This window comes from Oligoflexus sp. (assembly GCF_035638955.1).
GTDB lineage: Bacteria > Bdellovibrionota_B > Oligoflexia > Oligoflexales > Oligoflexaceae > Oligoflexus.
Genome location: NZ_DASQYZ010000049.1, coordinates 1 through 25543 on the forward strand (window position 1 = coordinate 1; position 25543 = coordinate 25543).

Annotated in this window: 19 protein-coding genes and 1 pseudogene; 12 read left to right on the plus strand and 8 right to left on the minus strand. The window is 52.8% G+C overall.

Features of this window, described 5'->3' with window-relative positions; genetic code table 11:
• From VE954_RS43705 to VE954_RS04885, 8 genes and pseudogenes are all read left to right on the plus strand, one after another.
• A pseudogene (locus VE954_RS43705) lies at window positions 1–120 on the plus strand (ISAs1 family transposase); the annotation flags it as partial.
• Window positions 121–164: 44 nt separating this feature from the next.
• Window positions 165–1703: a hypothetical protein gene (locus VE954_RS04855; RefSeq protein ID WP_324950242.1), complete on the plus strand. Its 1539-nt coding sequence runs from the start codon at window positions 165–167 to the stop codon at window positions 1701–1703.
• Window positions 1704–1955: 252 nt separating this feature from the next.
• Window positions 1956–4325: a parallel beta-helix domain-containing protein gene (locus VE954_RS04860; protein WP_324950244.1), complete on the plus strand. Its 2370-nt coding sequence runs from the start codon at window positions 1956–1958 to the stop codon at window positions 4323–4325.
• A gap of 58 nt (window positions 4326–4383) precedes the next feature.
• A complete protein-coding gene (locus VE954_RS04865) occupies window positions 4384–5526 on the plus strand; it encodes a mechanosensitive ion channel family protein (protein WP_324950246.1) in 1143 nt (380 codons plus the stop codon).
• 172 nt (window positions 5527–5698) lie between these two features.
• Window positions 5699–7867, plus strand: coding sequence for a hypothetical protein (locus VE954_RS04870; RefSeq protein ID WP_324950248.1), 2169 nt, complete (start codon window positions 5699–5701; stop codon window positions 7865–7867).
• A 17-nt stretch (window positions 7868–7884) separates the two neighbouring features.
• A complete protein-coding gene (locus tag VE954_RS04875) occupies window positions 7885–8553 on the plus strand; it encodes a hypothetical protein (protein WP_324950250.1) in 669 nt (222 codons plus the stop codon).
• A 62-nt stretch (window positions 8554–8615) separates the two neighbouring features.
• Window positions 8616–10256, plus strand: a complete 1641-nt coding sequence (locus VE954_RS04880; RefSeq protein ID WP_324950252.1) for a hypothetical protein — start codon at window positions 8616–8618, stop codon at window positions 10254–10256.
• A gap of 341 nt (window positions 10257–10597) precedes the next feature.
• Window positions 10598–12922 carry an RCC1 domain-containing protein gene (locus VE954_RS04885; RefSeq protein WP_324950254.1) on the plus strand — a complete coding sequence of 775 codons (2325 nt, stop codon included), beginning with the start codon at window positions 10598–10600 and terminating at the stop codon, window positions 12920–12922.
• 31 nt (window positions 12923–12953) lie between these two features.
• On the opposite strand, the gene VE954_RS04890 is transcribed toward VE954_RS04885, so the two are convergent.
• From VE954_RS04890 to VE954_RS04915, 6 genes are all read right to left on the minus strand, one after another.
• A complete protein-coding gene (locus VE954_RS04890; RefSeq protein ID WP_324950256.1) occupies window positions 12954–13202 on the minus strand; it encodes a hypothetical protein in 249 nt (82 codons plus the stop codon).
• 117 nt (window positions 13203–13319) lie between these two features.
• A complete protein-coding gene (locus tag VE954_RS04895) occupies window positions 13320–14180 on the minus strand; it encodes a hypothetical protein (RefSeq protein WP_324950258.1) in 861 nt (286 codons plus the stop codon).
• Window positions 14181–14184: 4 nt separating this feature from the next.
• Window positions 14185–15501: a HAMP domain-containing sensor histidine kinase gene (locus tag VE954_RS04900; RefSeq protein WP_324950260.1), complete on the minus strand. Its 1317-nt coding sequence runs from the start codon at window positions 15499–15501 to the stop codon at window positions 14185–14187.
• A 100-nt stretch (window positions 15502–15601) separates the two neighbouring features.
• Complete coding sequence (locus tag VE954_RS04905) at window positions 15602–17095, minus strand: NAD(P)/FAD-dependent oxidoreductase (RefSeq protein ID WP_324950262.1); 1494 nt, start codon at window positions 17093–17095, stop codon at window positions 15602–15604.
• Entirely contained in the window at window positions 17092–17949 is an 858-nt protein-coding gene (locus VE954_RS04910) for a metal-dependent hydrolase (RefSeq protein WP_324950264.1), read from the minus strand. Before VE954_RS04910 ends, VE954_RS04905 begins: the two co-directional genes overlap by 4 nt.
• 118 nt (window positions 17950–18067) lie before the next feature.
• Window positions 18068–18988 (minus strand): hypothetical protein, encoded by a 921-nt coding sequence (locus VE954_RS04915; RefSeq protein WP_324950267.1) that lies wholly within the window; start codon window positions 18986–18988, stop codon window positions 18068–18070.
• Between the two features lie 423 nt (window positions 18989–19411).
• Here VE954_RS04915 and VE954_RS04920 point away from each other — a divergent pair, with 423 nt between their 5' ends.
• From VE954_RS04920 to VE954_RS04935, 4 genes are all read left to right on the plus strand, one after another.
• Window positions 19412–20026: a TetR/AcrR family transcriptional regulator gene (locus tag VE954_RS04920; RefSeq protein WP_324950269.1), complete on the plus strand. Its 615-nt coding sequence runs from the start codon at window positions 19412–19414 to the stop codon at window positions 20024–20026.
• Window positions 20027–20028: 2 nt separating this feature from the next.
• Window positions 20029–20862, plus strand: coding sequence for a hypothetical protein (locus VE954_RS04925; RefSeq protein WP_324950271.1), 834 nt, complete (start codon window positions 20029–20031; stop codon window positions 20860–20862).
• Between the two features lie 293 nt (window positions 20863–21155).
• The gene (locus tag VE954_RS04930; protein WP_324950273.1) at window positions 21156–21518 is read left to right on the plus strand and encodes a hypothetical protein; all 363 of its coding nucleotides are present in this window, start codon (window positions 21156–21158) and stop codon (window positions 21516–21518) included.
• A 15-nt stretch (window positions 21519–21533) separates the two neighbouring features.
• Window positions 21534–23891 carry an ATP-binding protein gene (locus tag VE954_RS04935; RefSeq protein WP_324950275.1) on the plus strand — a complete coding sequence of 786 codons (2358 nt, stop codon included), beginning with the start codon at window positions 21534–21536 and terminating at the stop codon, window positions 23889–23891.
• 3 nt (window positions 23892–23894) lie between these two features.
• Here the strand turns inward: VE954_RS04935 and VE954_RS04940 are convergent, their stop codons facing one another.
• Both VE954_RS04940 and VE954_RS04945 read right to left on the minus strand, forming a co-directional pair.
• Window positions 23895–25166 carry a cytochrome c3 family protein gene (locus tag VE954_RS04940; RefSeq protein WP_324950277.1) on the minus strand — a complete coding sequence of 424 codons (1272 nt, stop codon included), beginning with the start codon at window positions 25164–25166 and terminating at the stop codon, window positions 23895–23897.
• 19 nt (window positions 25167–25185) lie between these two features.
• The gene (locus VE954_RS04945) at window positions 25186–25524 is read right to left on the minus strand and encodes a PilZ domain-containing protein (RefSeq protein WP_324950279.1); all 339 of its coding nucleotides are present in this window, start codon (window positions 25522–25524) and stop codon (window positions 25186–25188) included.
• Between the last annotated feature and the right edge of the window lie 19 nt (window positions 25525–25543).

Consider the following 25543-nt stretch of genomic DNA (forward strand, 5'->3'; position numbering starts at 1 on the left):
CGAATCGCCTTAAACTTACTCAAGCAAGAAAAAACATCCAAAAGAGGAATCAAGGGAAAACGGCATAAAGCAGGATGGGACAATGACTATCTTTTCACAGTCCTGATGTCTCAATTTTAATCATGCGTTTGCCCTGGGTTGTTCCCCTTATCATAAGTATGATCATGGCACTCGTGCCGAGCCTCGCCAAGGGCGTAGCCATGGCCACGGCCATCAGCCTGCGATCGAGCGTCACGGCCACGGGAAAAGGTATCCATGAATTAAAAATACCTCGGCCCACGGGTGTGGTGTCCGGTGATCTTTTACTCGCCCGCATAGCCAACCGCAACCAGGTCGAAGCTACGATCCAGGCCCCGGAAGGCTGGATGCTTCTGCGCTCGGATCAAAGTGCGTCGCAGCTCAAATCCTGGATTCTTTGGAAAGTGGCCGGGAATGAAGAACCCGCTAGCTATTCTTTCAGTCTCAGCATAGCCAGCCATGCAGCCGGCAGTATCCTGGCCTTGCAAGGTGTGGATCCCATCCAGCCCATCGACACCGCCAACGGCCAAAAAAATGGAAACATCGCGACTTTGATGGCACCGCCTCTGACCACGAGTACTGAACAAGGCTTCGCGGTCTGGTTCGGAACCCAAATCTGGACCGGCGCAAGCTGCCCTGAAATCTCTATTGGCCCACCGTCTGATTTTATCGAAGCGTTTGACACCTGCCTTGCCTCGACATCAACAGGCCTTCTTTTTAATGCCGCCTATAGACCCCTGGGAGCTGCCGGTCCGCAGGCTGCATGGAACGGCAGCTCTCCCTTCCCCACCACCAACACCACGCAAGTGGTCGCCCTGAAACCTGTGGGCTTGTCCCAGTGCTCCAGGGTTGATTCATTCGCTTCCACCGTCACCAAGGTTGGGACGCTCACCTCACCCGACATCGTGGAGGTATCCGGTCTTGCTGCCAGTCGCATCAACCCCGGCGTGCTTTACGCGCACAGTGAGAATAACGCGAACTTTGTCGCGATCAACCAAACCAATGCTGCAATCCTGGGAACCTATGTGGCAGGCGTCATACCCTGGGACTGGGAAGATATCGCGACCGGCCCCTGCCCGATCGGTCACTGTCTTTATATGGGTGACATCGGACGCTCCAGCGGTCATCCACCACCGCAGCCGACAACCTTTGCCATCTATCGCATGAAAGAACCGAATCTGAGTGCGGGCGAAACCAATGGCACTCTGCAGGGCGATCGGTTCCCGTTCGTCTATCCGGATCAACCAGCCAATGCTGAAACTCTCATGGTGCATCCCACAACGGGTGAGATTTATGTTGTCACGAAAGAGGACGCATCAGGCCTCAGTCGAGCCTATAAATTTCCGCAACCTTTGCCGGCGCCGGATACGCTTTCCACTTTGATCCCTGTGGCTCAACTCCAAATGCCGCTCGGTCCCGATGGCAACTTCCGCGCCGTCACGTCCGGATCCATCCACCCCTGCGCCAATAGATTTTTGCTGCGCACCTATCGCGCTGTCTATGAATACCGGGCACCAGACGGCGGTAATTTCGAGTCCGCCTTTACAGTTCCGCCGATAGCGCTTACGGATACTGCTGAAGGTCAGGGTGAAGCGATTGCATATGATGCGAATGGTTCCGGCTATTTCACGATGAGCGAGCGGGAATCCTCGCCTTATACTCTGAAACGTGTCGACCGCTTATGATCATCATTCGCAGCAAAATAAACTAAATCGATAAGCCAGCCAATCCAGGGCTGGCTCTACTCTTCATCCCTCTGATAGGTGAAAACCCCAGCGGGGTAAGCCTCACTGGTTAAAGTTTCGCTCAATACCAATATCTGCAACTCCTTCACGACGCAATCCACGACGAGTTCTCTGGACAAAGACACAAGCTCGGGCTAAGACATCGCTAGTTTCCCAAATGTAGTTTCGCCCTATACATGATGAGGTCGTCTTATGACTCGATTGCATGAACGCAATTTGCGTTTACAATGCGCCGCTGTTGGCCTGTTGATGCTGACAATGGGCCCTTCGTTGGCCAGCGCCAAGGTCTGGAATATTCCCGCTACGGCGCATTTGGAATTTGATGCTCAGGAAGCCCTTTTTCAGGCCCAGCCGGGTGATACGGTAGTCCTGCCCGCGGGGCGTTTCGCCATGAGTCAGGAGCTGAGTATTATCACGCCTTTCGTCACTCTCAAAGGCGCCGGCATGAATGCCACCACCCTCATCTATGGGGCCAATGCCGGTGGTCCCCAGGCCATCATTTCCTATGCGGATCAAACGGTCGTTGAAGATCTCGGCGTCGTCGATCATCCGGGCGACGGAATTAAAATAATCGGCGCTGATGGCGCTACGATTCGGCGCGTGAAAGTTGAATGGACCAAACGCGGGACTGTGGAAAACGGTGCCTATGGTCTTTATCCGGTCGAATCATCCAATGTTCTGGTCGAAGACAATGTGGTCATCGGCGCCTCGGATGCCGGTGTTTATGTCGGGCAATCCAAAAACATCGTGGTCCGACGCAACCGCGTGGAATACAACGTCGCCGGCATTGAAATTGAAAACTCCGAGCATGCGGACGTCTATGCTAACGTCGCCACCAATAATACCGGCGGCATTCTCGTTTTCAATCTGCCCAATCTCATGGTTCAAGGCGGACGTGGCACGCGGGTCTATCAAAACTTTATCTATGAAAATAATTATAAAAACTTTGCTCCACCCGGTAACAGTGTCGCCACAGTTCCACAAGGGACCGGGGTCCTGGTGATGGCCAATGATGATGTGGAAATCTTCCGCAACACCATCGAACGGCATAACACCACCAGCATCGCGGTCGTCAACTATAGCATCACCCAGCGTGAGGTCAACGATCCGAAATTTGATTCTGTTCCCGAACATGTTTGGATTCACGACAATGTGATGCGTAAAGCCGGGGGTCTCGCGCTCATCGGCGGCAATCAACTCGGGCTTGTGGCGGCCGCACTCAATTTCCCACATCGCGTTCCGCATATCACCTATGACGGCATGGGTCTTCCCGATGGCAAAGGCGGAGTTTTGCCAGCCGGCCTCACGGGCGACAAGCGCCTTTGCATCGGCGACAACGATCATGATGGAGGAGATAAATCCTATTTCGGCAACATGCAGCTCTTTAAACAACGCTGGTGGTCCCCTGTACCCGGTGAAATGGATCGCAGTCTGGAGCCGCATACCTGCACCCATCCAGCCTTTGCCTCCGTTCAGTTGAGTCCCATCCCGCCTTTGCCCGAAGTGGATCCGACGCTCCCGACTGAAGAGGACATCGCGCGGCTTTGCGAAAATGAAGGCGATGGCATCAACTGGGATGCGCTGGCTGTGGATTGCCCCCGCTTAAGCCATTATAATCTTTTCACGGATGCTCATAATCCTCTCTCCAAACCCCAGGATGGTGGCTATCCCTATGACCTGACCACAGCGCTGTTTTCTGATTACTCAAGCAAAGACCGCGTCCTGTTCCTGCCCCCTGGCGCCAGCGCCCAGTATCATCCATCCCAGGCTTTCAGTCTGCCTGTTGGAGCTGTGATCGCTAAAACATTCTATTTTCCCAGCGATTTAAGGAATCCGGCATCACCACAAAAATTGGTGGAAACCCGCTTGCTCGTTCACCGTGAAAAAGGCTGGATAGGTCTCACGTATCTGTGGGCGAAGGATCGTTCTGAAGCGAAGCTGATTCGTGGTGGCTCTGCAGTGGATGTGAGCTGGATCGATACCCAGGGACAAAGTCGCAGCAATACCTATCGTGTTCCGAACATGGCTCAGTGTGTCGGCTGTCACCTCAATGGAGCCCCCATTGGTGTCAAAGCCGGTTATTTAAATAAATCAGGTGATGGTGAGCTGAGCGGTCACAATCAATTGGAATTCCTGATCGCAGCGGGTCGACTCGTGGGCGCGCCGGATGATCTGAAGAGCATGCGGCGTTACCCCATCTGGAATGATCCCAGCACAGGAACTCTTGCCGACCGGGCCCAAACCTACCTGGATATCAACTGTGCGCATTGTCACAGCCCGTCCGGCAAGGCGAGCACCTCGGCTCTCTTTTTGCAGATTGGTCAACCCGCCGGAATCAATTCAGGTCTGTGCAAACCGCCCGTTGCTGCCGGCCGTGGCACCGGTGGAACCCTCTTCGATATCGTACCCGGTCAGCCGGAGAAATCCCTGCTGGTGGATCGTATGAACTCCATCAAAGCGGCCGTGAAAATGCCGGAGATCGCCAAAACCATGGTCCATACCGAAGGCGTGTCGGTGGTTTCCGAATGGATTCGAAGTCTTCCGGGGCAGTGTCAGGAATAAGGGCCCTTTGGCATTCCGTTTGCATCCTTGCTAGGCCTTTTGGATAGGGAGGACGCTTATGGATGCCAATCAGACTTTTTTTGACCGACTCAACGACTTTGCTTATCTGGAGCTCACACTCACACAATGGCTAGGCTTGATCGCCTTGTCCCTTGTGCTGTGGACTGTGCTGCGCCTGGTCTTGCGCAAAGCGATCAAACGCCTTCAGACCGTGGCGCGACATACAGCATCCCATTGGGATGATATGTTTGTCGCCATGATGCAACGCACTCACGGCCTTCTCATTTTCATTCTGGCCTTTTATGCGTCTTCGTTTTTGGTCGGCGCTCCGCCGCAAACCCGCGAAATTTTTTATAAAGGGATTGTAATTGGTCTCTTTTTACAGGCCGGCATCTGGGGCAATCTGCTTGTTGAGGCACTCCTACGCCGCTATCTGATGAAGCGTAATCACCTCGAGATGGATGAGAACGTCGACATCTCGGCCTACAGTGCGATCAATATCACGGGCAAGTTTCTGCTCTTTACCCTGCTTCTCTTGCTCCTGCTCGATAATCTGGGCGTAAATATCACCGCTCTGGTCACCGGCCTTGGGATCGGCGGGATTGCCATTGCTCTCGCCATGCAGAATATTTTGGGTGACATCTTCGCTTCACTGTCGATCGTTCTCGACCGTCCCTTCGAGGTTGGGGACTTTATTGTGGTCGGCGACAAGTCGGGTACCGTGGAAAACATCGGCCTGAAAACCAGCCGCATCAAAAGTCTATCCGGTGAACAGCTGGTCTTTCCGAATAAGGTCTTGATTGATACCGAGATCAGTAACTTCAAGCGAATGCAGACAAGGCGCATCGTGTTTACGATCGGTGTGGTCTATGATACGCCTCGCGACAAGCTGCAGCGGATTCCAGAAATGATTAAGGAGATCATAGGCAGCATGAATGAATGTAAATTCGATCGTGCTCACTTTACGAAATTCGCTGAGTCATCCCTCGATTTTGAGGTCGTCTATACCATGCAGACTCCAGACTACACCATCTACATGGACACGCAACAGAGCATCAACCTCGCCCTCTTCGAACGTTTTGCTCAGGAAAACATCGATTTCGCATTCCCCAGCCGCACAGTCATCTTGCAGAACACTGTCGCGGAGCAGCCCAAACAGGAACGCCGGATCCCATCGAGCGTGAAGCTGCAGCCCGGCTGAGTTCTTTTAGCCAATTATTACTACGTCTTCCTCTCTTACTTACATTGTAACAAAACAAAAGCCTGGAATCCCGGCCCAGTTTACAATGTAAGTAAACCCTCCTTGAGATGCCCCGGCCTATTCCCTATTCAGAAAACGCAGACAACTCAAAGATTCCCGTGAAAGGTAAACTATGCAATTCAGAGCGTTTGTGAGGAGCGGCCTGTTCGGTCTTACTCTCTTCGTCTCCAGTCCTATTGTGCAAGGCGCTTCTAGTTATGACCAACTCAACTCGTACCTGAGCCCAAGTGAGAAAATCGGTAGCGACCTCTGGTATAAGGCTACCGCTGGCAATAAATATCATCACAGCTACGTGCTCCAGCAAAGATTCGAGGCACCCATTGATTGGTATCGGATTTTCGGCACACAGACCCGTGGCAAGCGCTTTCAACAGTTCGGTCTCATCACGGATCCCGATTGCAAGCCGGGCAATGAATCGAGCTATGGCTTCGATATCTGTGAAGGCGATGAAGAACTTCTTAAGTATGTGGGCAAGGACGGCTATAAGGATCCAGCCTGTGCCTTGAGCGCCCCAGGTCTTGAAGATGCCTGCCGTCTGGAGTTCGGGACATCGACAGGAGCCCTTGGCTTTCGTAAATTTCCGAATCCGCGCTTTAAAAAATCAGCGTGGAAAGGCTGGGCGAAATACAATCCCAAGGATGCTTCGGTCGAACCACCTTTCCTTTTTGGAACGGCCTGCGGTTCCTGCCATATAGGTTTCAATCCGAACAATCCCCCCAAGGATACCGAAAATCCGCGTTGGGACAACATCGACGGCACCGTCGGTAACGTTTTTCTGGATAACACATCGATCTTCACCTCCGGCTTTGAAGCGAAAAGCCTGTTCTACCAGGCTTTAACCCATGTTCGCCCAGGAACCACCGACACGTCAGCCGTTCCCAATGATCAGATTCATAATACCGGCACCTTCAACGCCATCATCAACTTCGATAAAAAGCCAACGTTCGTCGAAACCGTGAAGCGTTGGCGTCGTGATGCTGAAACCCGCGAATGGGCTCTCGGCACCAAAAAAGAACCCGTCATGCACATCCTGAAGGGTGCTGAAGACAGTGTGGGCGCTGACCTGGCTGTCATCCGTGTTTACGTCAACATCGGCATGTGCTCGGAAGAATGCTGGCAGAACAACCTGATGAGCCTCAAGCAATTCAGCGGCGCTGGCCTGGGTCAGCGGCCTTTCGATATCGCGCAGTGTCGCAAGGACTGCAGATACTGGCGCTCGATGGAAGACCGTCTGCCGGATCTTGTTTCCTTCCTCCTTCACCGTCGTCCCACGGATTTGAAAGATGCCGTAAGCTCCGAAGGTGAAAAGGTCGGCGCTCAACTCATTAAACAAGCCAAAACTCAATATGATGCCCAGTACGCAGCCGAAGGCGGTGTGTTCGAAGCCGGTCGCAAGGTGTTTGCTAAAAACTGCGCCCAGTGTCACTCCAGTTTGAAACCCAAGCTTCCGGGTCAGCCACGCGATGAGAAATTTTTCCTGAGTCAGGACTTCCTGAAAGCTGATGAAAAAGGTGTGCGCATCGATTGGCTCGGGAATGACGAGCGAACCGATGCCGCTCTGGTGGGAAGCAATCGCTGCCGGGCTTTGCATGACAACCACAACAAAGGCCAAATCTGGGAACAATTCGCTTCGGAAACCTTCCAATCTTTGCCGACTCCTAGCGGCATTCCCGAATTGAACGGCAAGTCCGGCGGCGGCCGGGGTTACTATCGTAATATTTCCTTGCTCAGCCTTTGGGCCCACGCCCCTTTCATGCACAATAACGGCATTGGTCCCGAGCAATGCAGTCCGAACAATAAGCAGGCATGGGCCTGTGTTCAGCCGGATCCCAGCGTCGAGGCTCGCCTGGCTCGCTACGAGGCCTCGATGAAAGAACTGCTCTATCCTGAAACCCGTATCGAAAAAATCTCCAGAACATCGGAAGATATCGGCATCACTCTGAACATTCCATTGACCAAACAGAATATTCCCATGCCGATTCAGCTGTCGATCCCCCGGGGAACGCCGGTTGGCCTGATAAGCAGCTTGAACATCAAGGCCTTTGTGAACGGCACGCTGAATGAAACAAAAGCGGACGTGGAAGGCAAAAATCCGGTGGAATCTGCCGCCATTTTGCAAAAACGCGTGAATGCTATTCTTGGCAACAAGGACAAACTCCTGTCGACCTTAAGTCAGTACAGCAACTGTACGGATCTTGTGGAAAACAAGGGCCATACCTTTGGCGCCGACCTCAGCGATCATGACAAAACCGCTTTGACCCAGTATTTGAAAAACTTCTGACACTAAGGATGCCAAGCATGAAAAACTTCGTACTGACTCTGACCCTGCTCACGTCATCGTCTGCGGTAATGGCCCAAAGCACCTATCCCACTCGGTTCAGCGACTATCCTGTCTTGACTCAGGACGAGCGTGAGACCTATGATGTCGAAACTCTGATGGGCAAAACCCAGTTGGAATTGGATCAGATCTATTCGCAGCTGACCGCTGGCCCGACTCCCAACGGCGCCTATGATGGATTTGTTAAATTCGATGAAAGCGGTGACAACGATATCGAACGCATCCTTGCCATCGCTGTGCCTCCCCATCTGGAAGGCTGGTTGAAATCGGTTGGCACCAACCTATGGCGTGGCAAGACCTTCAACCGCGAGAGAGGGACTTTAACCAACCGCATGGGCGTCATCCAACGCTTTCCGGCCAGGGTTTACTGCGGTCAAAGTCTGATCGACTCCCGTCGTGAATCCATCGTCCTCGATTATGCTTATGGTGATACCATCCCGGGTTATATCCCAGCTTTTGACTGGCCGATGACACGTTTTGGTCTGAGCATTCGCGATGAGATTCGCATGGTCAAACCAGGTCTTTATCTGGGTCGTGCCTACATCCAAGGCATCTACACTTTGAACTTCATCCTGCACAGTCAAACAGAAGCGGACAAAGCGGACTGGACGGAAGTCTGCCGCTCATAAGTATTGGGGGGCTTCGGCCCCCTGATTTCTTTTTTCCTTTTCCCATCACAAGGAATACTCTGATGAACGGCCGCCATTTCCGGATCGTTTTGAGTCTCATATTTCTGCAAGCCTGCCAGCCGGCAGAACCCAGGCTGAGCCAACTCAAGGAAGATCCCAAGGACCTCCAAGGCGAAATTCCGGGCGAAGGTCGCTCCCTTTTTGATCAAATGACCATGGTTCGTCAGGGCGATCGTTTCATTCAGGAGATTCCTTTTCCTTTGGAAGCTCTGCGGGCGCGCCTGGAATCCAGGCTTGAAACGCCGATGGTGGCGACTTTGGTTCCCAAAGGCCGATCCCTGCAGCGCCATGCGACCCAGGAACCTTTTCGTTATCCCCGGGTGGTGATGGCTGCTGTGAGCGAAGGCAAGGGCACCGCGGACGACCTTGGCTTTCAGGTGAAAGATCGTCTCTATGTGGGTTATGTGGAAGCTGCCAATCAGCTGGAAGCGATCAGTTACAATCCTGATATGGGCCGCTTTGAATTTCAGATCATTGATAACTATGGTCCTGGTTTGGAGCCCCGGGTGCGTTATGCCAGTCGACCCTTCTGCTTGGCCTGTCATCAGAATGAGTCACCGATTTTTTCCAATCCGGGTTGGGATGAAACAGCCGCCAATCCGAAAATACAGGAACAGTTGGTCAAAGCCATCAAGTCGGATCGTTATCTGGGCATTCCGATTCGTCAGTTGCCCACCATTCCAAATGCAATCGATGATGCCACAGATCGGGCCAACCTTTTGATTCCCTATCAAAAGCTCTGGAGCCTAGGTTGTGATGACGCCCACTGCCGGCGTCTCAGCCTCGAACTGGCCTTGACCTGGCGTCTCTTTGATCGATTCGATGATGAGCTGTACATTCAAGCCAAGGCAGCTTATGAAAAAGCGTGGGTCCGTTCTTTTCCAGAAGGCCTGGCGATTCCGCAGAATAATATTCCGAACTTTGATCCCTTCAAAGATTTTGCGACCGGCAAGGACACCTCGTTTCTCAACCACCTTGGCGTTGATGTCAAAGGCAGTCTTGAGCAGCTGGCGGATGACAAGGACATCCCTGCTGAGGTCGAACCGCTGCAGGAACGCAAGGATCCTCTGGAAACCTGGACATTGGAAAACGAGGACGCCGCGCGTCTGATCTTTGGCATCGCTGGAGAATTTCAGGAAGCGGACCTGACCTGGCTTCGCCGCAGTATTAAAAGCAGTGAAGATCTCAAGAACACCTTGGATCTGATTGAAGTGAAGGCATCACCCCTGTTCAAACAGAGCACCTTTACCCGTTGCCGGACTCTGAATGCGTTTGCCACCGCTCTGCAAACGAAGCTTCCGAATTGTGACTTGCGGGCATTTGCGGCCATGCCCCCGGCTTATAGCACCGGCAAGGACGCGAATCAGGGCGAGCAGAAAGACGAGCGTCTTGTACTTTTACGTAGGTATTGCAGTCAGTGTCATGGCTCGGGTCCTCTTAACTTTTTAGAGGGTGATGATAGAACGGTTGTAAGCAAATTGAGCCAAAGCGGGACCTCCCATATCGAGCGCCTAAGCTGGGAAACCACCCGCTCCCGTACGATGCCTCCTGCCAACTCCAATCCAAGGAAGGCTGTGGAAGCGCGTCCGGAAGATAGGCGGAAGATGATCGAGATCCTGAAGCAGGTAACGGGAACGCCTTAAGGCGCCACTGCACTCACACACGTTCAGCCCGCGCTTGCGCGGGGACCTTGAGGAGGGGACAGACTCATTCACATATGTTCAGCCCGCGCATGCGCGGGGCCCCTCTTGAGGATGGAACAACCTCGTATTGAAGTACGGGGGTTCTTACCGCCAGGTAAGAACCCCTTTTTCCCCCACAACGAAATCATCGCAATGCTCGCCGCTCCTTCCCACCGTCTCTATGCAATACCCTCGTCAACACCGTGATTCTACAGTGCGATAAAGGTATCCCTCAATATTTCATAAACCCGGGCCGATATCAGGCCGCTTACAGAGTTATCGATTTAGAGGGGGGACAAATCGTGAGAAGCTTTTTAAAAGGGATGGTACTGATCCTATCCACTTTAGTTCTTTCCACTGCGTGTCAGAAAAAATCCAAACACAGCGGCGGCGTGAACCTCGCTGACGCTCCTGCCGATGCACCGATTGCATCAGGGGACGCCAAACCCGTTCTGAGCATCAAGCTCCCGGATCTGGTTCGCGCCAACAAGGAAACTCTCGTCAAAGCTCAAACCACCGCAGCCACCACTTGGGACTGGACCCAGCTTACCGGACCTGGCACGGTGCTCTTTCAAACGCCACAGGCGGCTGAAACGCTCATGCGTGCTGACAAGGATGGGGTGTACACCATCCGTCTGACTATTCGCAACGAGGAAGGTCAAACCGTCAGCAACGACCTGACCCTGCAGTGGGACACACGTCCACCGGCAGTTGTCGTCAGCGAAGAAATCCGAACCTTCCAAACCACACTGGTGGAAGGCAAGGTCGGTTCCGATGCGGATCGCGTGGAATGGATTCAAGTCAATGGACCCGGCACCCTGGTCTTTACAGCCAAGGATAATAAATCAACGAAAATCACCGCCAGTCAAGACGGAACCTACACCGTCCGCTTCAAAGCCTGGGATGATCTCGGCAACGAAGCCTCCGCCGATATGCGGTTTATCTGGGACACAGTGGCCCCGGCTGTCACTGTGGGCCAGGACCGTTACACCAACCAGGAAATTATTCTGGATGCTGTCACGGTTGATGCTGTCACCTACAGCTGGACCAAGGTTTCGGGTCCTGGTGTTGTGGTCTTCAGTTCCGCCAGTGCCGAAGACACGACAGCAAAAGCCACAATGGACGGCACTTACGTCCTTCGTCTCACAACCACCAAAGCCACCGGCGCCACGGCTTCGGATGAACTGACATTTGTCTGGGATACCCAGGCCCCTGTCGTATCTTTGGGCCTCGATCGCAGCAGCCGCTATCGCGCCACCATCGATGCCACCACCGAGGACGGCATGATTTTCCGCTGGTCGGTAAAATCGGGTCCAGGAACCGCGAGCTTTTCCCTGCCCAACAGTGAAGACACCTCCATCACGACGAACCTCGCCGGCGACTATGACTTTGAATTGATGGTAACCGATCTCGCGGGCAACACTGCGTCCGATACTCTCCGCATCACGTTCGAAAACGACCTGCGCGTGCTGGCCAAGCAGCTGAGCAGCGGTGGTTCCAGCACCTGCGCGGTGCTGGATGATGACGCCCTGAGCTGCTGGGGTTATAACTTCGAAGGCGAACTCGGCTATGGGGATAACAAGGACCGTTATATGCCGCCCTCGTTCGGTTTGAATCTGGGTTATGGCAAGAATGCGATGACAGTGTCCTCTGGATTTTCCCATATCTGCGCCATCCTTCAGGATCGCACGGTAAAATGCTGGGGACAAAACGTTTCGGGTCAGCTGGGCTATGGAGACCAACTCTTCCGTGGCTTGGCTTCACAAACATCCATCAATCTCGGCCTGGGTCGTACCGCAAAAGCGATCGCAACAGGGTTCGCCCATTCCTGCGCGATCCTCGACGATGGTTCGGTGAAATGCTGGGGAGCGAATGGTTCCGGTCAGCTGGGTTATGGGGATCGCACCAACCGTCTTGCACCTCCTTTGACGCCCATCGACCTGGGTCAGGGTCGCACTGCCCGTGCCTTGGCTCTAGGCGCGTACCACAGCTGCGCCGTGCTCGACGATTTCACCGTGAAATGCTGGGGCAGCAATTCCGATGGACAGTTAGGCTACAATGATAAGATTCAACGGACCGCTCCTGCCGCCACCGCCGTTGACTTTGGTGCCAACGTCACGGTACGTTCGATGAATGCTGGTACCTATCACAGCTGTGCTGTGCTCAGCGACAGCAGTCTCCGCTGCTGGGGCCGTAATTCCGAAGGTCAGCTGGGTTATGGTGATACAACAGTTCGCCTGGCACCAGCCGCAACCGGTATCGATATCGGGACCGGACTTGTGCCACGTCAGGTAACAGCGGGTCTGTCACACACCTGCGCTCTGTTCGATGGCGGCACGTTCCAATGCTGGGGCGCCAACGACGAAGGTCAGCTGGCATCCGGTGATACGATCGGCCGCACAGCCCCTACGCAAACGGCAGTCACCATCGCTCCAGGTCGGGCCGTGATGGAACTCTCGGCCGGTCGTCAGCACACCTGCGCGTTGCTCGATGATCGCACCTTGAAATGCTGGGGGAGCAACACCTACGGCCAGATTGGAAATGGCGGCACGGCCAACCAGTTGACCGTTCCTGAGAAGGTCATTGAATACGGCAGCAAAACCAGCACGCTGGTGACACGCCGCTAACAAAAGGCCTGCATCGGCAGGCTGCCTCCATTCATACCAGGGGCACAACAATCTCCAGCTGGCTGGAGGATGTGCCCTTTCCTCCTGGAACAAACCGAAGGGTTGCTTCCATATCCTGTAAAAAATCCTCAGCCAGGGTTAGCCGCAGATGACGCTCTTGCGTTTGCATTTTCATGACGATATGAAACACCTGACTGTGACACTGCAGGATTACGCTCTGCAACTCGATGTTTGGATTTTCCATCAGCTCGCGCAGCGCCATGCAAAGAAAAATGAGCAAAAAAAACGACTGTCCTCCGCGGAAGCGGAAGGACGAGTCTGCTGATTGTTCCATCCGGATATGGGCAAAATCCGTGAAGCGTTTCATGATGTCAGGGATATCACGAGGCGCTAAACCTTACTCAACGGCAGCCAATGCTCCGATCGACAAGGGTTCATAGCGTCTCGTCAGATGCACCAACCGCTGCAGTGGTTCCAGGACATCGGCCGTCATCTTCAGAACATCACCACCTTTATGAAGATTATGATAGGCCAGTTCCATGCGCCTGAGTTCCGGGTCCATTTCATCTGTGATCAGGCGTGCGAGGCGGCTGAGGAAAGCACGGTCCTTGCGCCCTTCCACCTTGTCCAGGAGAGCGCGGGCTTCGTCATGGCATAATTTAAAAAAATTTTCATACATGCCCAGCAGACAAAGCGGCAGAAAGTGACAAAGCAGAACCGTGACAAACAGCCTTCTCCGATAAGAATCTTCGTCACTTCCACCGGGCAGAATACGGGCATGATCGAAAGCCAAGGGCACCATAATCACAGCCATCGTTGATACGATTAAAACGATCGCAACCAGCGTACCTCGTTTCAGGCCACAGAACACGTAGCCACCGAAGATCATCACCGTGCTCCAATAGATCATGGGCGTATTGGGGCTGCGTCCGCCTCCGAATTCCAACAGGGCTCCCATCAGAACCAAAAAAATCAAAACCCAGGACGCGGTCGCATCAATACGCGCCGAGCGCCGTGTGAGGATCAGGCTGATAATAATCAGAAAAAAAAGGATAAGCATGGTCATCACTACGATCGGAGCCTGACCGGAAAGCCATGCGGTGATAGCCTGGAGCAGGCAAATGAATGCCAGGACGATGAGCATAACGACGAAAGCCCGCCAGCGAAATCGTTGGAAGGGATCGTTGGTATCCGCCCTGCCGCTGATGTGATCAACCCGGTGAATCAAGCGTTCCAAATAGCTGGGATGGTTTGCCAAAGCGTCAGCCCTCTTGTATGCGTCCAGCGGTCAGAGGCAGGCCAATCTGAAACGAACACCCATGAGCCACGTCCTCGCAAACGATATAGGCCCCGCGATCCTCCAGCACGGCCCTTGAACTGAGCAGACTCAAACCTAAATGATGGGATGATCTTTTTGTGGAATGGAATGGTTTGAAGAGCTGGCCTTGCTCCTCTTCGGGTATACCAGGGCCCGTATCGCAAATGATGAAAACCAACCATTCGTCACATTTTTCCGTGCGCATCGTGACCTGCTTCTCTACACAATTCTCCACGGCTTCACCTGCATTTTGAATAACCGCAGCCAGTATCGTAAAAAGCTCATGATGACGCCATGAAAAACTCATATTCATCGTTTGATCGACAAAGTGCAGAGAAATACCCTTGAGGCGAAAGCCTTCCTGAAAATGTGTAAGAATATGGAGGCAGAGATTATGGATGGAAATCACTGAGAGTCGCTCCTGAGTATCGGGGGAGGCCAGGATTTTCAGATGTTCGACGATGAACCGAATCTTTTGCAGCGCCTGGCTGGAAACTGCGGTCAGTTCGCGGGACTCCGCCCGACTCGGATGCTGCCCGGCATGCAGAGCCAGACGGTAAAGCTGCGCGTGAATGATGGATAAGGGATTGTTCACGTGATGGTTGAGTTCGCCCAACATGCGACTCAAGTCAAACATGCGAGCCGACCGAAATAGGCTCACTCTTTCCTGCTGCAGCTGAGCATAATCCTGCTGCAGACTTGACTGATAGAGCCAGGAAAATGCTACGACCGTGAGCTGGGCCAGCAGAAGGCTGAATGCCAAAACATAGGCATAGCCTGGCAAATCGAGCTGAAAGGGCAGCTGCCGTGCATAGATGCCATTCCAATGAACCAGAACGAGGGTCATCACCGCCTGCAGAAGAACCAATGGGATGGCGCGCTTGAGCCCAAGGATAAAACCCATGATCACAACATTGGTTCCTATGGTCGTGAAATAAACGCTATGCAAGGATTCGCCTTGAGCCATGATTACCCCCATATGGGCGATCTGCACCAGGAAATGAGCGATGGCGCCTGGCCGATACGTTCCGGTGAACCTTGTATACATTAGCAGCACGATCAGAATCAGCGCCTCGCCGAGGATCTGGCTGAAGAAAGGAAAGGGGCTTCGTTCAGAGGTCAGCAGAAAAATCAGGGAGGTTTGAAATATGAAGTGTAACCCGAGTACGAAGATGAAAATCCGACCTCGGATTCTGTCGCGAACACTCAAAGCGTGAGAGCGTTCCAGGAACCAATCGGCGACGGCCATCATCTGTAGCATTTTAGGGGCCGCCTGTGTGAGTCACTGAAATATGACCCCTACAATGTGCCCCAAGTTACTGCCGACATCAAGCCATCAGGTTGAGGTCGATAACGTCAATTCAGCGTGAGTGGAGAGCATTGAATTGAGGCTGGGCCATTTCCTTCTCAGCGTCTGGATCCAGACAGTGATAAGCCGCTGCATTGAACAGTAAAGTCCTCAGCCGAAACGTAAAGCTAAAACCTGGCCAGATCGTGGTGTTTTTTCCCGAGGGCGTTTGATACCAGCTGCGACAATGCTCACGTGTCCACACGGTATGTTTAAAATTCTTCTGCACTGTCTCATTAAATGTATCCTGAATCTCCTTACGCACCTCGACGGATTTCCAGCCTTGCTTGAGGGTTTGGCGTAACGCACCCAATATATACTGAACCTGCGATTCGATAATAAAGACAATGGAATTGTGACCCAACCCCGAGTTCGGTCCCACTATGAAAAAGAAGTTGGGAAATCCATGGACCGTCGACCCCAGATAGGCTTGAGCGCCGTCCTTCCACAGTTCGCTCAGCACCTGACCCTGGCGCCCGGTGATGTGAAACGGTGCCGTCGCTTCCGCCACCTGAAAACCGGTGGCACATACCACAGCGTCCACCTCATGCTCCACGCCATCCCGAGTTTGAATGCCGCGCGCTGTGATCCGTTCAATACCTTCGATCACAAGCTGGGTTTGCGGCTCCTGGAGAGTTTTATAAAAATCGTTCGATAGCAGAACGCGCTTGCAGCCCATAATATATTTTGGTCTCAGCTTTTCCCGCAGTTGAGGATCTTTCACCTCCTCCTGCAGATAATCCTCAGCCATGCGTTGCCCATAACGCATCAGCTTGGGTCGTAGCAGCGCAATCGCTCGCATCTCAAACTGCCAATAAAGGAACTTCCGCAGTAGCCAATTGCGGGCCTGACCGCGACGTGGGAGCGGCCCATCCTCTTTCGGCAGAATCCAGGCCGGCGTGCGTTGGAAAACTTTAAGTTCAGCAACCTCTTTGGCCAGCTCAGGAACCACTTGAATCGCGCTGGCACCGGTGCCGATCACGGCCACCCGCTGACCACGCAAGGGCACATCATGCCGCCACTCAGCGGTGTGAAAGAGGGGACCCTTAAAATCCTTCCAACCAGCAATATCGGGATAGGCGGGACGGCTGAGGCCACCGGATGCCATAATCAAAAAGCGGCACACCCGAGGCTTCTGACCATCGATGTGCACCGTCCAGAGACCACTGGTTTCATCAAAGCTCGCGCTTTCCACCCTGCTATGAAAATGAATATGCGGACGTATCTGATACTTGTCGGCGCAATGTTTCAGGTAGGCAAGAATCTCGGCCTGCGGTGCAAAGACCCGCGTCCACGCGGGATTCGGTTCGAACGAAAAGGAATAAACCGGTGACGGCACATCACAGGCCGCACCGGGATAATGATTGGCCCGCCAGGTGCCACCGACTTCAGCGGCTTGCTCCAACAGGATGAAATTTTCGATACCTGCCTGTTTCAGCCGGATCGCCATGCCAAGTCCAGAAAATCCTGTCCCAACAATGACGATAGTCTCTTGCGTTCCTGTCATGGAACCTCCACGCGCCCAATCACTTTGACTGTTGTTAACTGAGAAAGCTTGCCTTGCCAGGTCTCGACCAGATCCCGATCATCATGCTGCGACGGATGAAAATCCCGCCGAAAGAAATCGAGGTAGCGTCCGCGCAAGACGGTAAAGAATCCACCCCCTCCAAAACAGTCGCGAAGAGCGCTCAGGCCGGCTCTCCAATTGCTGAGCTGACCATCTTTTTGCAAAAGCTTGCCTTGATAATAAAGCGTTTTGCTGACCAGCAGCAGGGTACTCACGACCAGGCCCCAGATGCGAGTCGCATAGGTCCCACCCACCGACTGGTACACATCGAAGGCCACACTTTTGTGCTCGATCTCTTCGATCGCATGCCAGATGAAAAGGCTGCGGATTTCAGGATGAATTTTTTCCAGCATATCGGGACGGCTTAAAAAGGTCGCTGCCATGACCGCCGTGATATGCTCCAGGGCCACCGTCACGGCAAGGTTGACGATCGGCTTTTTCTTTTCCATGCGCGCATAATTACGATCGATGCCAGCCGCGATCCGTTGGCAATAGTCGTGCGCCTCAGGGATTCTGGTTTGGATCCAAAGGTTGAAATCATAATGACTTTGGCTGTGCAGGTGCTCCTGACCGGCAAATGCTTTGATGGCTCGCCGCAGGTCCGGATCAGTGACCTTGTCCTTGAAATGATTCACGGACCTGACGAACATCGCCTCGCCGGGCGGGAAGAGGAACGACAGCGCGTGCACAAGGTGCGACACAAAAGGATTGCCACCAAACCAGTGAAGGTCTGGCGTGGCCTCATACCGAGGCTGGATCGAACGGATATGAATGGTCGAACGAAAAGTTTTCATTGGACTCTCACGACTCGGACTTCCCATACTATTCTATGCCTCATGAAAGCTGTCAACTCGCGTCTCAAACCCTTGACCGGTAAGCTTCTGATCGGATGCCCGACCGGTCTACTCCGTTTTACTGCATGAGCTTGGTGTAGGTATCCGTCATGGTCGCCCGACCGATGCCGGTCACGGTTTGCTCGGCCGTAGCGGCCTGACCGCGATTATTCACCATCTGATGATTGACCGAAATCAGTTTGGTGGTGTTGCCATCCTGCATCATGAAGGAGAGTGACGTGGAAAGAATATCATCGGCATTGTCAGCAGCTCCCGCTTTCAAAGCGCTCACCGTGGCTATCACCGATTTTTCAGTATTCAGAGCTGTGGAATCCGCTTGCAGAATGCTGGTGTTGGCGACGCGAATGATACCCACGGATACATTCAAGTCAAACTTGATATCGGCGCCGCCCACTTTATCCCCGCCAGCAGCAGGAACATTGGTAATTACGCTCTGGGTGACGGTGGCATTGCCGGCTGTGAGCGTGCCGGTGGACAGCAGGGACCTTTTGCCAAAAACCTCTGCCACTGGTTTCGGCACCTCAATCACAGCCAGGACGATAAATTCACTCGTGCCGTTATTATCCACGGATTTAATCAGGACCAAAGGAGGATTCGCTCCGCCTTTATAGGGGGCCGCCAGAGCATTGGCAAACGCCTGCGTCGGTTGACCATTCAAACAAAGAACACTGAGTTCAGCTTGAACCTTGCTCAAAGCGGGAGGATTGGAACAGATGAGCTGGACACCCGCGAGGCTCGCCTTCGCAATGGCTTCAGGCTTGGCGACTGTTCCTGCATCCTTCGCGGCTTCTTCTGTACTCATGCCAGTCGGAGCATTTCCACTGCTGGCGGTCGATCCCACAGGACCCGCATTCGTTGCGCTCGTCACGGGTGCAGCCGCACCAGTTGTATAGCGGCTCGAATAGGGATTTTTTTCCTCGGCACATGAGGCTCCCAATAGAGCCAGATTCAAAGACAAGATTCCTGGCACGATGCGCATGGTTTGCACCTCCTGATGAATGGAATTCGTGAACTGTTCCAGCATGATTTTGCAAGATCCAAACCCTTGGCCAAGGCCATGAAATACCTCACTTTCCTAAAAAAAAATCATGGTCCAGGCAGGCAGTCCAAAATCAAACGAGCCCGTTAAGTCAGCTAAAGGGTCGAACTTTCAGGTGTTTTAAGACTTCGTCACAGGCCATCAATGTCCAAGAGCGCGATAAATCCGGAAGGGCCTACCTAAATGCCCGGAAGCACAAGCGAAATGCATGGCCTTCACTTTGGAGTTCCCTGCCATTTAACCGCGAACGAAATTTCTGGACAGGGGCCCCGGATCAGGTTAGATAGGGAAAGCTGTTAATTGTTGAAATATATGAGTAATTTTGCAAATCCCGATAACAACGTCGGAAATAAGGGAACAGCGATGCGTGCCTCCCGTCTCAACAGTCGTCGATCGAAACTCCTGGAAGCTTCGCTCAAGGTTTTCGCTCGCAAAGGCTTTCACCAGACAGCCGTGAGCGATATCGTCGACGCCTCCAGGATCGGGCATGGCACTTTCTATGGTTATTTTCAAAGCAAGGCTGCTGTCTTCAAGGCGCTGCTGGAAAGCATCTATGGAAAAATACTGCAGCAGCTGATTGCCGAACCCTTTGATGCGTGTCTGACCTTGGACGATTACCGCGCGCAGCTGATGCGCATCGGCGATCGACTGTTTGAACTCTTTCAAAAACAGCCTGAGCTGGCTCGGGTGGTTCTGTATGAAAGCTGGGTGGCTGAAGGAGACATCACAGCCCTGACCCAGACCACCTTTGACGCCTTCCGGCGTTTCACCCAACTCTATCTGCAGCACGGTGTGAGTCGAGGCTATCTGCGGGCGGACATCGATACCGAGACCGCAGCATCGGCAATCAACATGATGCTCTTTGAAGCCATGAAATCGGTGCTGCGCAGTGAGCAGCCCGAACTGGAATATGCCAAGTGGAAACGCGTTGTGCCCATCATGATCATTGATGGTCTTGGCGCTCAACAGAGGGGTTGAATATGGTTCAGGTCGATGTTTTCTGGAGTTATGGTATCGGGGCCGGGCTGGCTGTGGCTGCGCATCGGCAGATCATGAAACAAAAGGATGTGGCACGTTCCCTTTGGGAGGATGCCATGCAATCACCTTTTTTCAGCAAGCTTCTTCTCTTTCTCGGTTTGGTTTTTGTGCCTTCAGGTTTCTGGCTACTCTGGCAGTTCAGCAGTTGGGAAACCATGCATGCTGGAGACCGGAATCTTCCTGTTTGGCTGGTGGGATTGTTTGCTATAACCAACGTGTCTCAGGGGGTGCTGGGTTTTGTCATCTGTCACCACCTGATACGCCGCGGCAAGCTGTACGCCGCATGGCTCAATTTCATTGCCGCTTATTTTGGAATGTTTTTTATTCTGGTCCATGGTTGGGATGGCAAAGGCTATCAGCGTTTTTTCTCGCCGGATCGAGCCGCTTTTGAAAACTGGAGCTGGCAGACCGCAGGCGCGTGGTTCACTTCTGATATCGCTCTGACTCTTTATGGAATGGGTGTCATCCTTTTGCCCATTCTTGGGGGAATGACCTTGTCATGGATCCGTGAGGGCGCCCGTGAAGCCGGTGTTCGCAGCAATCCTATGTCGATTCTGGGTGGATTCTTTGGCTCCGTTTTGATCTTTACGGTGGGACTGGCCATAGTCTCCAGCGTGGCGATCATCAACCTCGGACCCATTGTCGGAACCCTGCTCAGCTTTATCCTGATCCTGATTACGACCCATCCGCGTCTGGGTGTGGGCGCCTGGTTCTATCGAACCATGACGGTCGAGCCCAGCATGCAATTGGCACCTGCATCGGCTGAGCCGGCTTAGTGATCGACCGACCCCTGGCATAGTCAACTCGGAGAGATGTTGGAATAGCTACCGGAATGCCCTGGCAGGTTCTTCCTTCCGACGACTTGCCAGTCTCGCCTCTGTCAACAGCCTTTGGTCAACACGAGAAATCACCTCTAAAAAGAAGTCGAATCACCGCCCTGCCGCGTCCGATCCCACGACCAGCCTGGGAGACGTGATCAAGAATCAACCTTGCAAATGCCTCTAAAGTTTCCTGCCAAAGCACCGAAGAAATACTAATTCTTTCGAGTCATTTCACCTTGAGTCGTTACATGGCAAAAGCTCTTGAGCCTGCAAAAAAAGATGATGCTGACTGCCTTGATTCACTTGCCGACCTGGAGGACTCCACGATGTCCAACAGGCAACCTGCTCGGGTTCAAATTGTTGCGCGGCAAAACCCGCACGATGCAGAAACCAGGCTGGAAAAGATTGAAGTGCAGGTCGATGGCAAACTTAAAGCCACGTTTACTCAAGGTATTGAGCTTATCCTTGCAACCGAATACAAGCTGGCTCATGGTCAAACGCTGCTGATCCAAATAGGCCCAGTGCATATCAAGGTCATGGGTTCCCCCGAAGGTAATCAGTTGATGATGGACGGCGTTCAAATCAATTTGAAATCAAAGAAGCCCGCATAAGGAAAAAGGTGATCCATGGCTAATGACAGCTTGTATGATAAATATGGCGGATTTGTCGGCATCAGTGGTGTCGTCCACGATTTCTATAAGCGCATTCAGAAGTCAGAAAGCCTGCAAAGCTTTTTTGCTCATACCGATATGGACAAGCTGATCGATCACCAGATCAAGTTTCTCTGCAAGGTCCTGGGAGGGCCTGATAACTATGAGGGCCGCACGCTGGATCGCGCCCATCGACTCCTGAAAATTCACAATCAGGCCTTCGATGAAGTCGGTGGTCATCTGAAGGATGCCCTGATCGGCGCTGGGGTCGAGGCGCAGGATGTTGCGACGATTCTGGCTGTCGTGGAAAGTGTCCGAGCCCATATTGTAACCGTGAAGGATGAAGATATCGTAGCGGCGGTTCCAACCAGGAAAACGCCACCTTCCATCTATGAGTCCACAGTCACGGTTGCGGATAAACTGCCCATGGCGTATCTTTTGGATACAGCGGTTGCTATTGTCCATCCCAAGACCTTGAGCATGACTTACGCCAACCCCTGTTTTCTCGATTGGGCAGGTGTGGATGCTTTGCCAATTTCTGCAGAAGAAGCCTTTGGCGCAACAGCGTTTGCTGAGATCAGACAGAAAATCCAGGACGGTAACAAAGTGATCGTCCTGGAAACGGAGAGCAGTCCAAAAAATGGGTCCAGGATCCCGCTCGCCTATACCTTGCGTCTCATCAACTGGCGCGAAGGGCGATACATCGTCACCGGTATGGACCTGTCACGCGTCAAAGAAAAAGACGTGATGTTGAAATCGTATACGCAGATTATCGAAGTCAACAATCGCAAGATTAAAAATGAGCAGAGAGCGGTTTCGGAACTGCTGGATAACATGCGGCAGGCTGTGTTTACGTTCACCAATGATTTTAAAATCACAGCCCGATACTCAAAGTTTGTGCATAAGCTGTTCGGTGAAGGCGTTGAAGTTGCGGGGCGTAATGCGGTCGACTTCATCTTCGAAGGCGTCGATATCGGTGCCAGCGATAGAGCCAAGTTCGTTTCCGAGCTAAGCTTTGTCTTCGCCAATGATGATTTTCAATGGTCGATATCATCCATGGGTTTTCCCAAGCAAATCAAAAAGAAGATAGGTGATAGGGAATTCGATATTAAATTGGATTTCGAAGCCATTTGGACAGACTCGACCTTATCGAAGATCATGGTGGTGATGGAGGACATGACGGCCTTCAACCAAGCCAAACGTGATGCTGAACTTAAAACCAAGGAGCTGGAGCGCGTCGCCAACCTCATGGCTGTCAATGCCGAACATTTCGCGGCATTTGAAGGCGAAATATGGACCGTATTGGATCGGGCCACGGGATCATTGAAAAGTTTGAAAACGGCTGTCCTGGGTTCCGATGTCCACCAGCTGCGCTTCCATATCCATGAACTGTTCCGTCACATCCATACCATCAAGGGCAATGCCCGCTCGATCCAACTGAAATCTGTGCAGGAAGTCGCTCATCACGCCGAGGATCATGTCAGCAAACTGCGTGATCAGGGCACAGCCCAGGACACGGATATTGACGAAATTGAAAAGCATGTCGGTTTCATCAAAAGTGAAGTTGAAGCCTACTGTGCTCTGAGAAAGAGTATTTTCGGAGAAAAGACCGCGACACTTCCTGTAAATGAGACGCTGCACACTGTGGAACTGATGCAGGCAGTGAGCCAGGCCCACAAGGCTGGAGGAGCGGCACTGGCCGAAGCCATCCGAAACCTTGATGCTCATAGAAACGAGCTAGGCAGGCGCGTGCAACAGAGCATTCTCGATCGTCACAATGCGATGATCCAGGATATCGCCGAAAAAAACGGCAAAAAGATAGGCCCGGTTGCTTTTGAAGGCGACATTGCGATCTTTGCGCATTACGCCAAGGATAGGATGAATGAAATCATAACCCATGCCTTGCGCAACTCTGTGGACCACGGCATTGAGGCTCCTGACAGGCGCAAAGCCAAAGGCAAGAGCGAGACAGGCAGGATCAGCATCCGCTTTGAAGTCAGCGAGGCAGCCCATAAACTCATCATCGCCGATGATGGGCAGGGTCTACAGATTCAAAATATTAAGAAAAAAGCGGTCGAAAAGCATCTCGTCGAACCCGAAGCTGCAGCTATCATGTGCGAAAAAGAAGTCGCTGAGCTGCTTTTCCTGCCAGGTTTCTCGACCGCCTCTGAAGTCAGCGACATCTCGGGTCGAGGAGTCGGTATGGATGCCGTTCGGGCTGCGGCACGCGAGCTTGGTGGAACCGTGACAATCAGTTCTTTGCGGCATGGAGGCACAGAACTTGTTGTGACTCTGCCAATCAAAAAGAAATTGATTGCGAGAAAGGCAGGCTAAGGCCTACTTTCTTTCTCTTGCCATATCCATGCTCTTAAGCCGGCGGGCTGGGACGGAACGAAAGTTCTTTTTGATTTGTTCCGGATCAGCCAATGCCGACAGCGAAAATTCCAATCCATGACAGTTCAGGCAAACGGAACGAACCATCTTCTCGTTTGGCCTGAGATTACGGTTTTGATTATGATCGATCAAACCGTCCTCCGTACGCGGCATATGGCAGCTGGCACAGGATACGCCGGAACCTGCGGGCTTGTGAACGGCCTGCTCATCGAGCCAGGCCATGTGATGCGGTGATCCATTATAAGCCAGAGTATGTTCATCGTTATGACAGGCGATGCAGGATTCTGTAGCGGCATATTTCGCTGCATACTCGTGGGCCTTGTGACAAGACTGACACTCGAGTTCAGGGCTCTCGATTTTCATGGGCAGCCTCGGATCGATGACTGGCGAAAGATTAAGGGCCTGCCGCATCCCATGGCGGCCTTCGATAAAGGACGCGTGCTGATTCTCATGACAGGACTGACAAACCCTGGCACTGGGAAGATTGATCCAAAGCGGGTTTTTATCCGCTTCATTCTTATGGCAGCCTGAACAGTTGACGCCAGCTTTGGCATGAGAGGAAAGCGACCATTCTCTCAGCAGGGCTTGGTTCGTCCTATCCCCTCCATCCTGCTTTTCCGCTATCACAGCTTTTTCGCTCGGGCCGGTCATCGGTTTTACCGGCAGCACGGCCGGGGATTTCAAATGAGGCTCGTCCATATGCTTGATCAGGAAATCTTCATAGAGCGCGCGGTTGTCGTGATAGTTGTGACAGCCAGCCTGGGCACAGCCATTGAAGGGCAAACCCTTGTGACTGGAGCGGGACTCACCAATATCCTTATGGCATTCTATGCAAAAATCTTTGGGGACCGTGACTCCGTAGGCATCAGTTCGCTGCGGATCATGCTCCCCATGGCAGGTAATGCAGAGCGTGGCATCAAACTTTTCAATAAGAGCAGCATTCCGCGGGTCTTGAAATTTGGTTTCCGGATGCTTGTCATCACCATGTTCCAGATCTTTCGCGTGGCAATCCAAGCACACCTGGTTATTGACCTTTTGAAAGGGGACATGACAGGTCTTGCAGGATGCAATGATCTGATGATGACCATCGGTGGCGGCACCGGGCGTGAACCAGGTTTTTCCCTGCAGGTCCGCATACGATGCAAAGCCTAACCAGGCACAGGCCACAAGGTTCAAGGCAATAACCGTCAACCATAAATACTTTCGCTTTTTCATGCCCGCCCCAGGAAAAGATTCAGTCCCCTACACTCCAAACCCTAGCGATCTCTTCCAGAAACCGGGAATCACTGTCCATCAGTTCCACACCACAACGGAAGAGGCCCTCACTCTTTACATAGTCGCACCATTTAACCTGCGCGCGAATATTCCGGTCTTTCACGGTCACGGTTAGAATCGTGCCCTTCTCGATCTCTTTGGGGGCGCGCAGGCAGAACCCGTGTTCGGAAATATCGAGTATCTCCCCTTCGATGGAAGCACCATGCTGGTTTCTGCATTCCAGCCAGGGCATGGGGAGTTTCAAAGTTTGCTGCAGGCGCTCGGATTTTCTTTTTTTCTTTAACCTTCGCCAGATCACTGGGCTACCTCTCGATTTT

Coding starts and splice junctions, on each gene's coding strand:
- VE954_RS04930 (WP_324950273.1), top strand. CDS start 21,156: ATGGCAAAAGCTCTTGAGCCTGCAAAAAAAGATGATGCTGACTGCCTT.
- VE954_RS04855 (WP_324950242.1), top strand. CDS start 165: ATGGCACTCGTGCCGAGCCTCGCCAAGGGCGTAGCCATGGCCACGGCC.
- VE954_RS04935 (WP_324950275.1), top strand. CDS start 21,534: ATGGCTAATGACAGCTTGTATGATAAATATGGCGGATTTGTCGGCATC.
- VE954_RS04920 (WP_324950269.1), top strand. CDS start 19,412: ATGCGTGCCTCCCGTCTCAACAGTCGTCGATCGAAACTCCTGGAAGCT.
- VE954_RS04910 (WP_324950264.1), bottom strand. CDS start 17,949: ATGAAAACTTTTCGTTCGACCATTCATATCCGTTCGATCCAGCCTCGG.
- VE954_RS04875 (WP_324950250.1), top strand. CDS start 7,885: ATGAAAAACTTCGTACTGACTCTGACCCTGCTCACGTCATCGTCTGCG.
- VE954_RS04860 (WP_324950244.1), top strand. CDS start 1,956: ATGACTCGATTGCATGAACGCAATTTGCGTTTACAATGCGCCGCTGTT.
- VE954_RS04880 (WP_324950252.1), top strand. CDS start 8,616: ATGAACGGCCGCCATTTCCGGATCGTTTTGAGTCTCATATTTCTGCAA.
- VE954_RS04900 (WP_324950260.1), bottom strand. CDS start 15,501: ATGCTACAGATGATGGCCGTCGCCGATTGGTTCCTGGAACGCTCTCAC.
- VE954_RS04905 (WP_324950262.1), bottom strand. CDS start 17,095: ATGACAGGAACGCAAGAGACTATCGTCATTGTTGGGACAGGATTTTCT.
- VE954_RS04915 (WP_324950267.1), bottom strand. CDS start 18,988: ATGCGCATCGTGCCAGGAATCTTGTCTTTGAATCTGGCTCTATTGGGA.
- VE954_RS04870 (WP_324950248.1), top strand. CDS start 5,699: ATGCAATTCAGAGCGTTTGTGAGGAGCGGCCTGTTCGGTCTTACTCTC.
- VE954_RS04865 (WP_324950246.1), top strand. CDS start 4,384: ATGGATGCCAATCAGACTTTTTTTGACCGACTCAACGACTTTGCTTAT.
- VE954_RS04940 (WP_324950277.1), bottom strand. CDS start 25,166: ATGAAAAAGCGAAAGTATTTATGGTTGACGGTTATTGCCTTGAACCTT.
- VE954_RS04925 (WP_324950271.1), top strand. CDS start 20,029: ATGGTTCAGGTCGATGTTTTCTGGAGTTATGGTATCGGGGCCGGGCTG.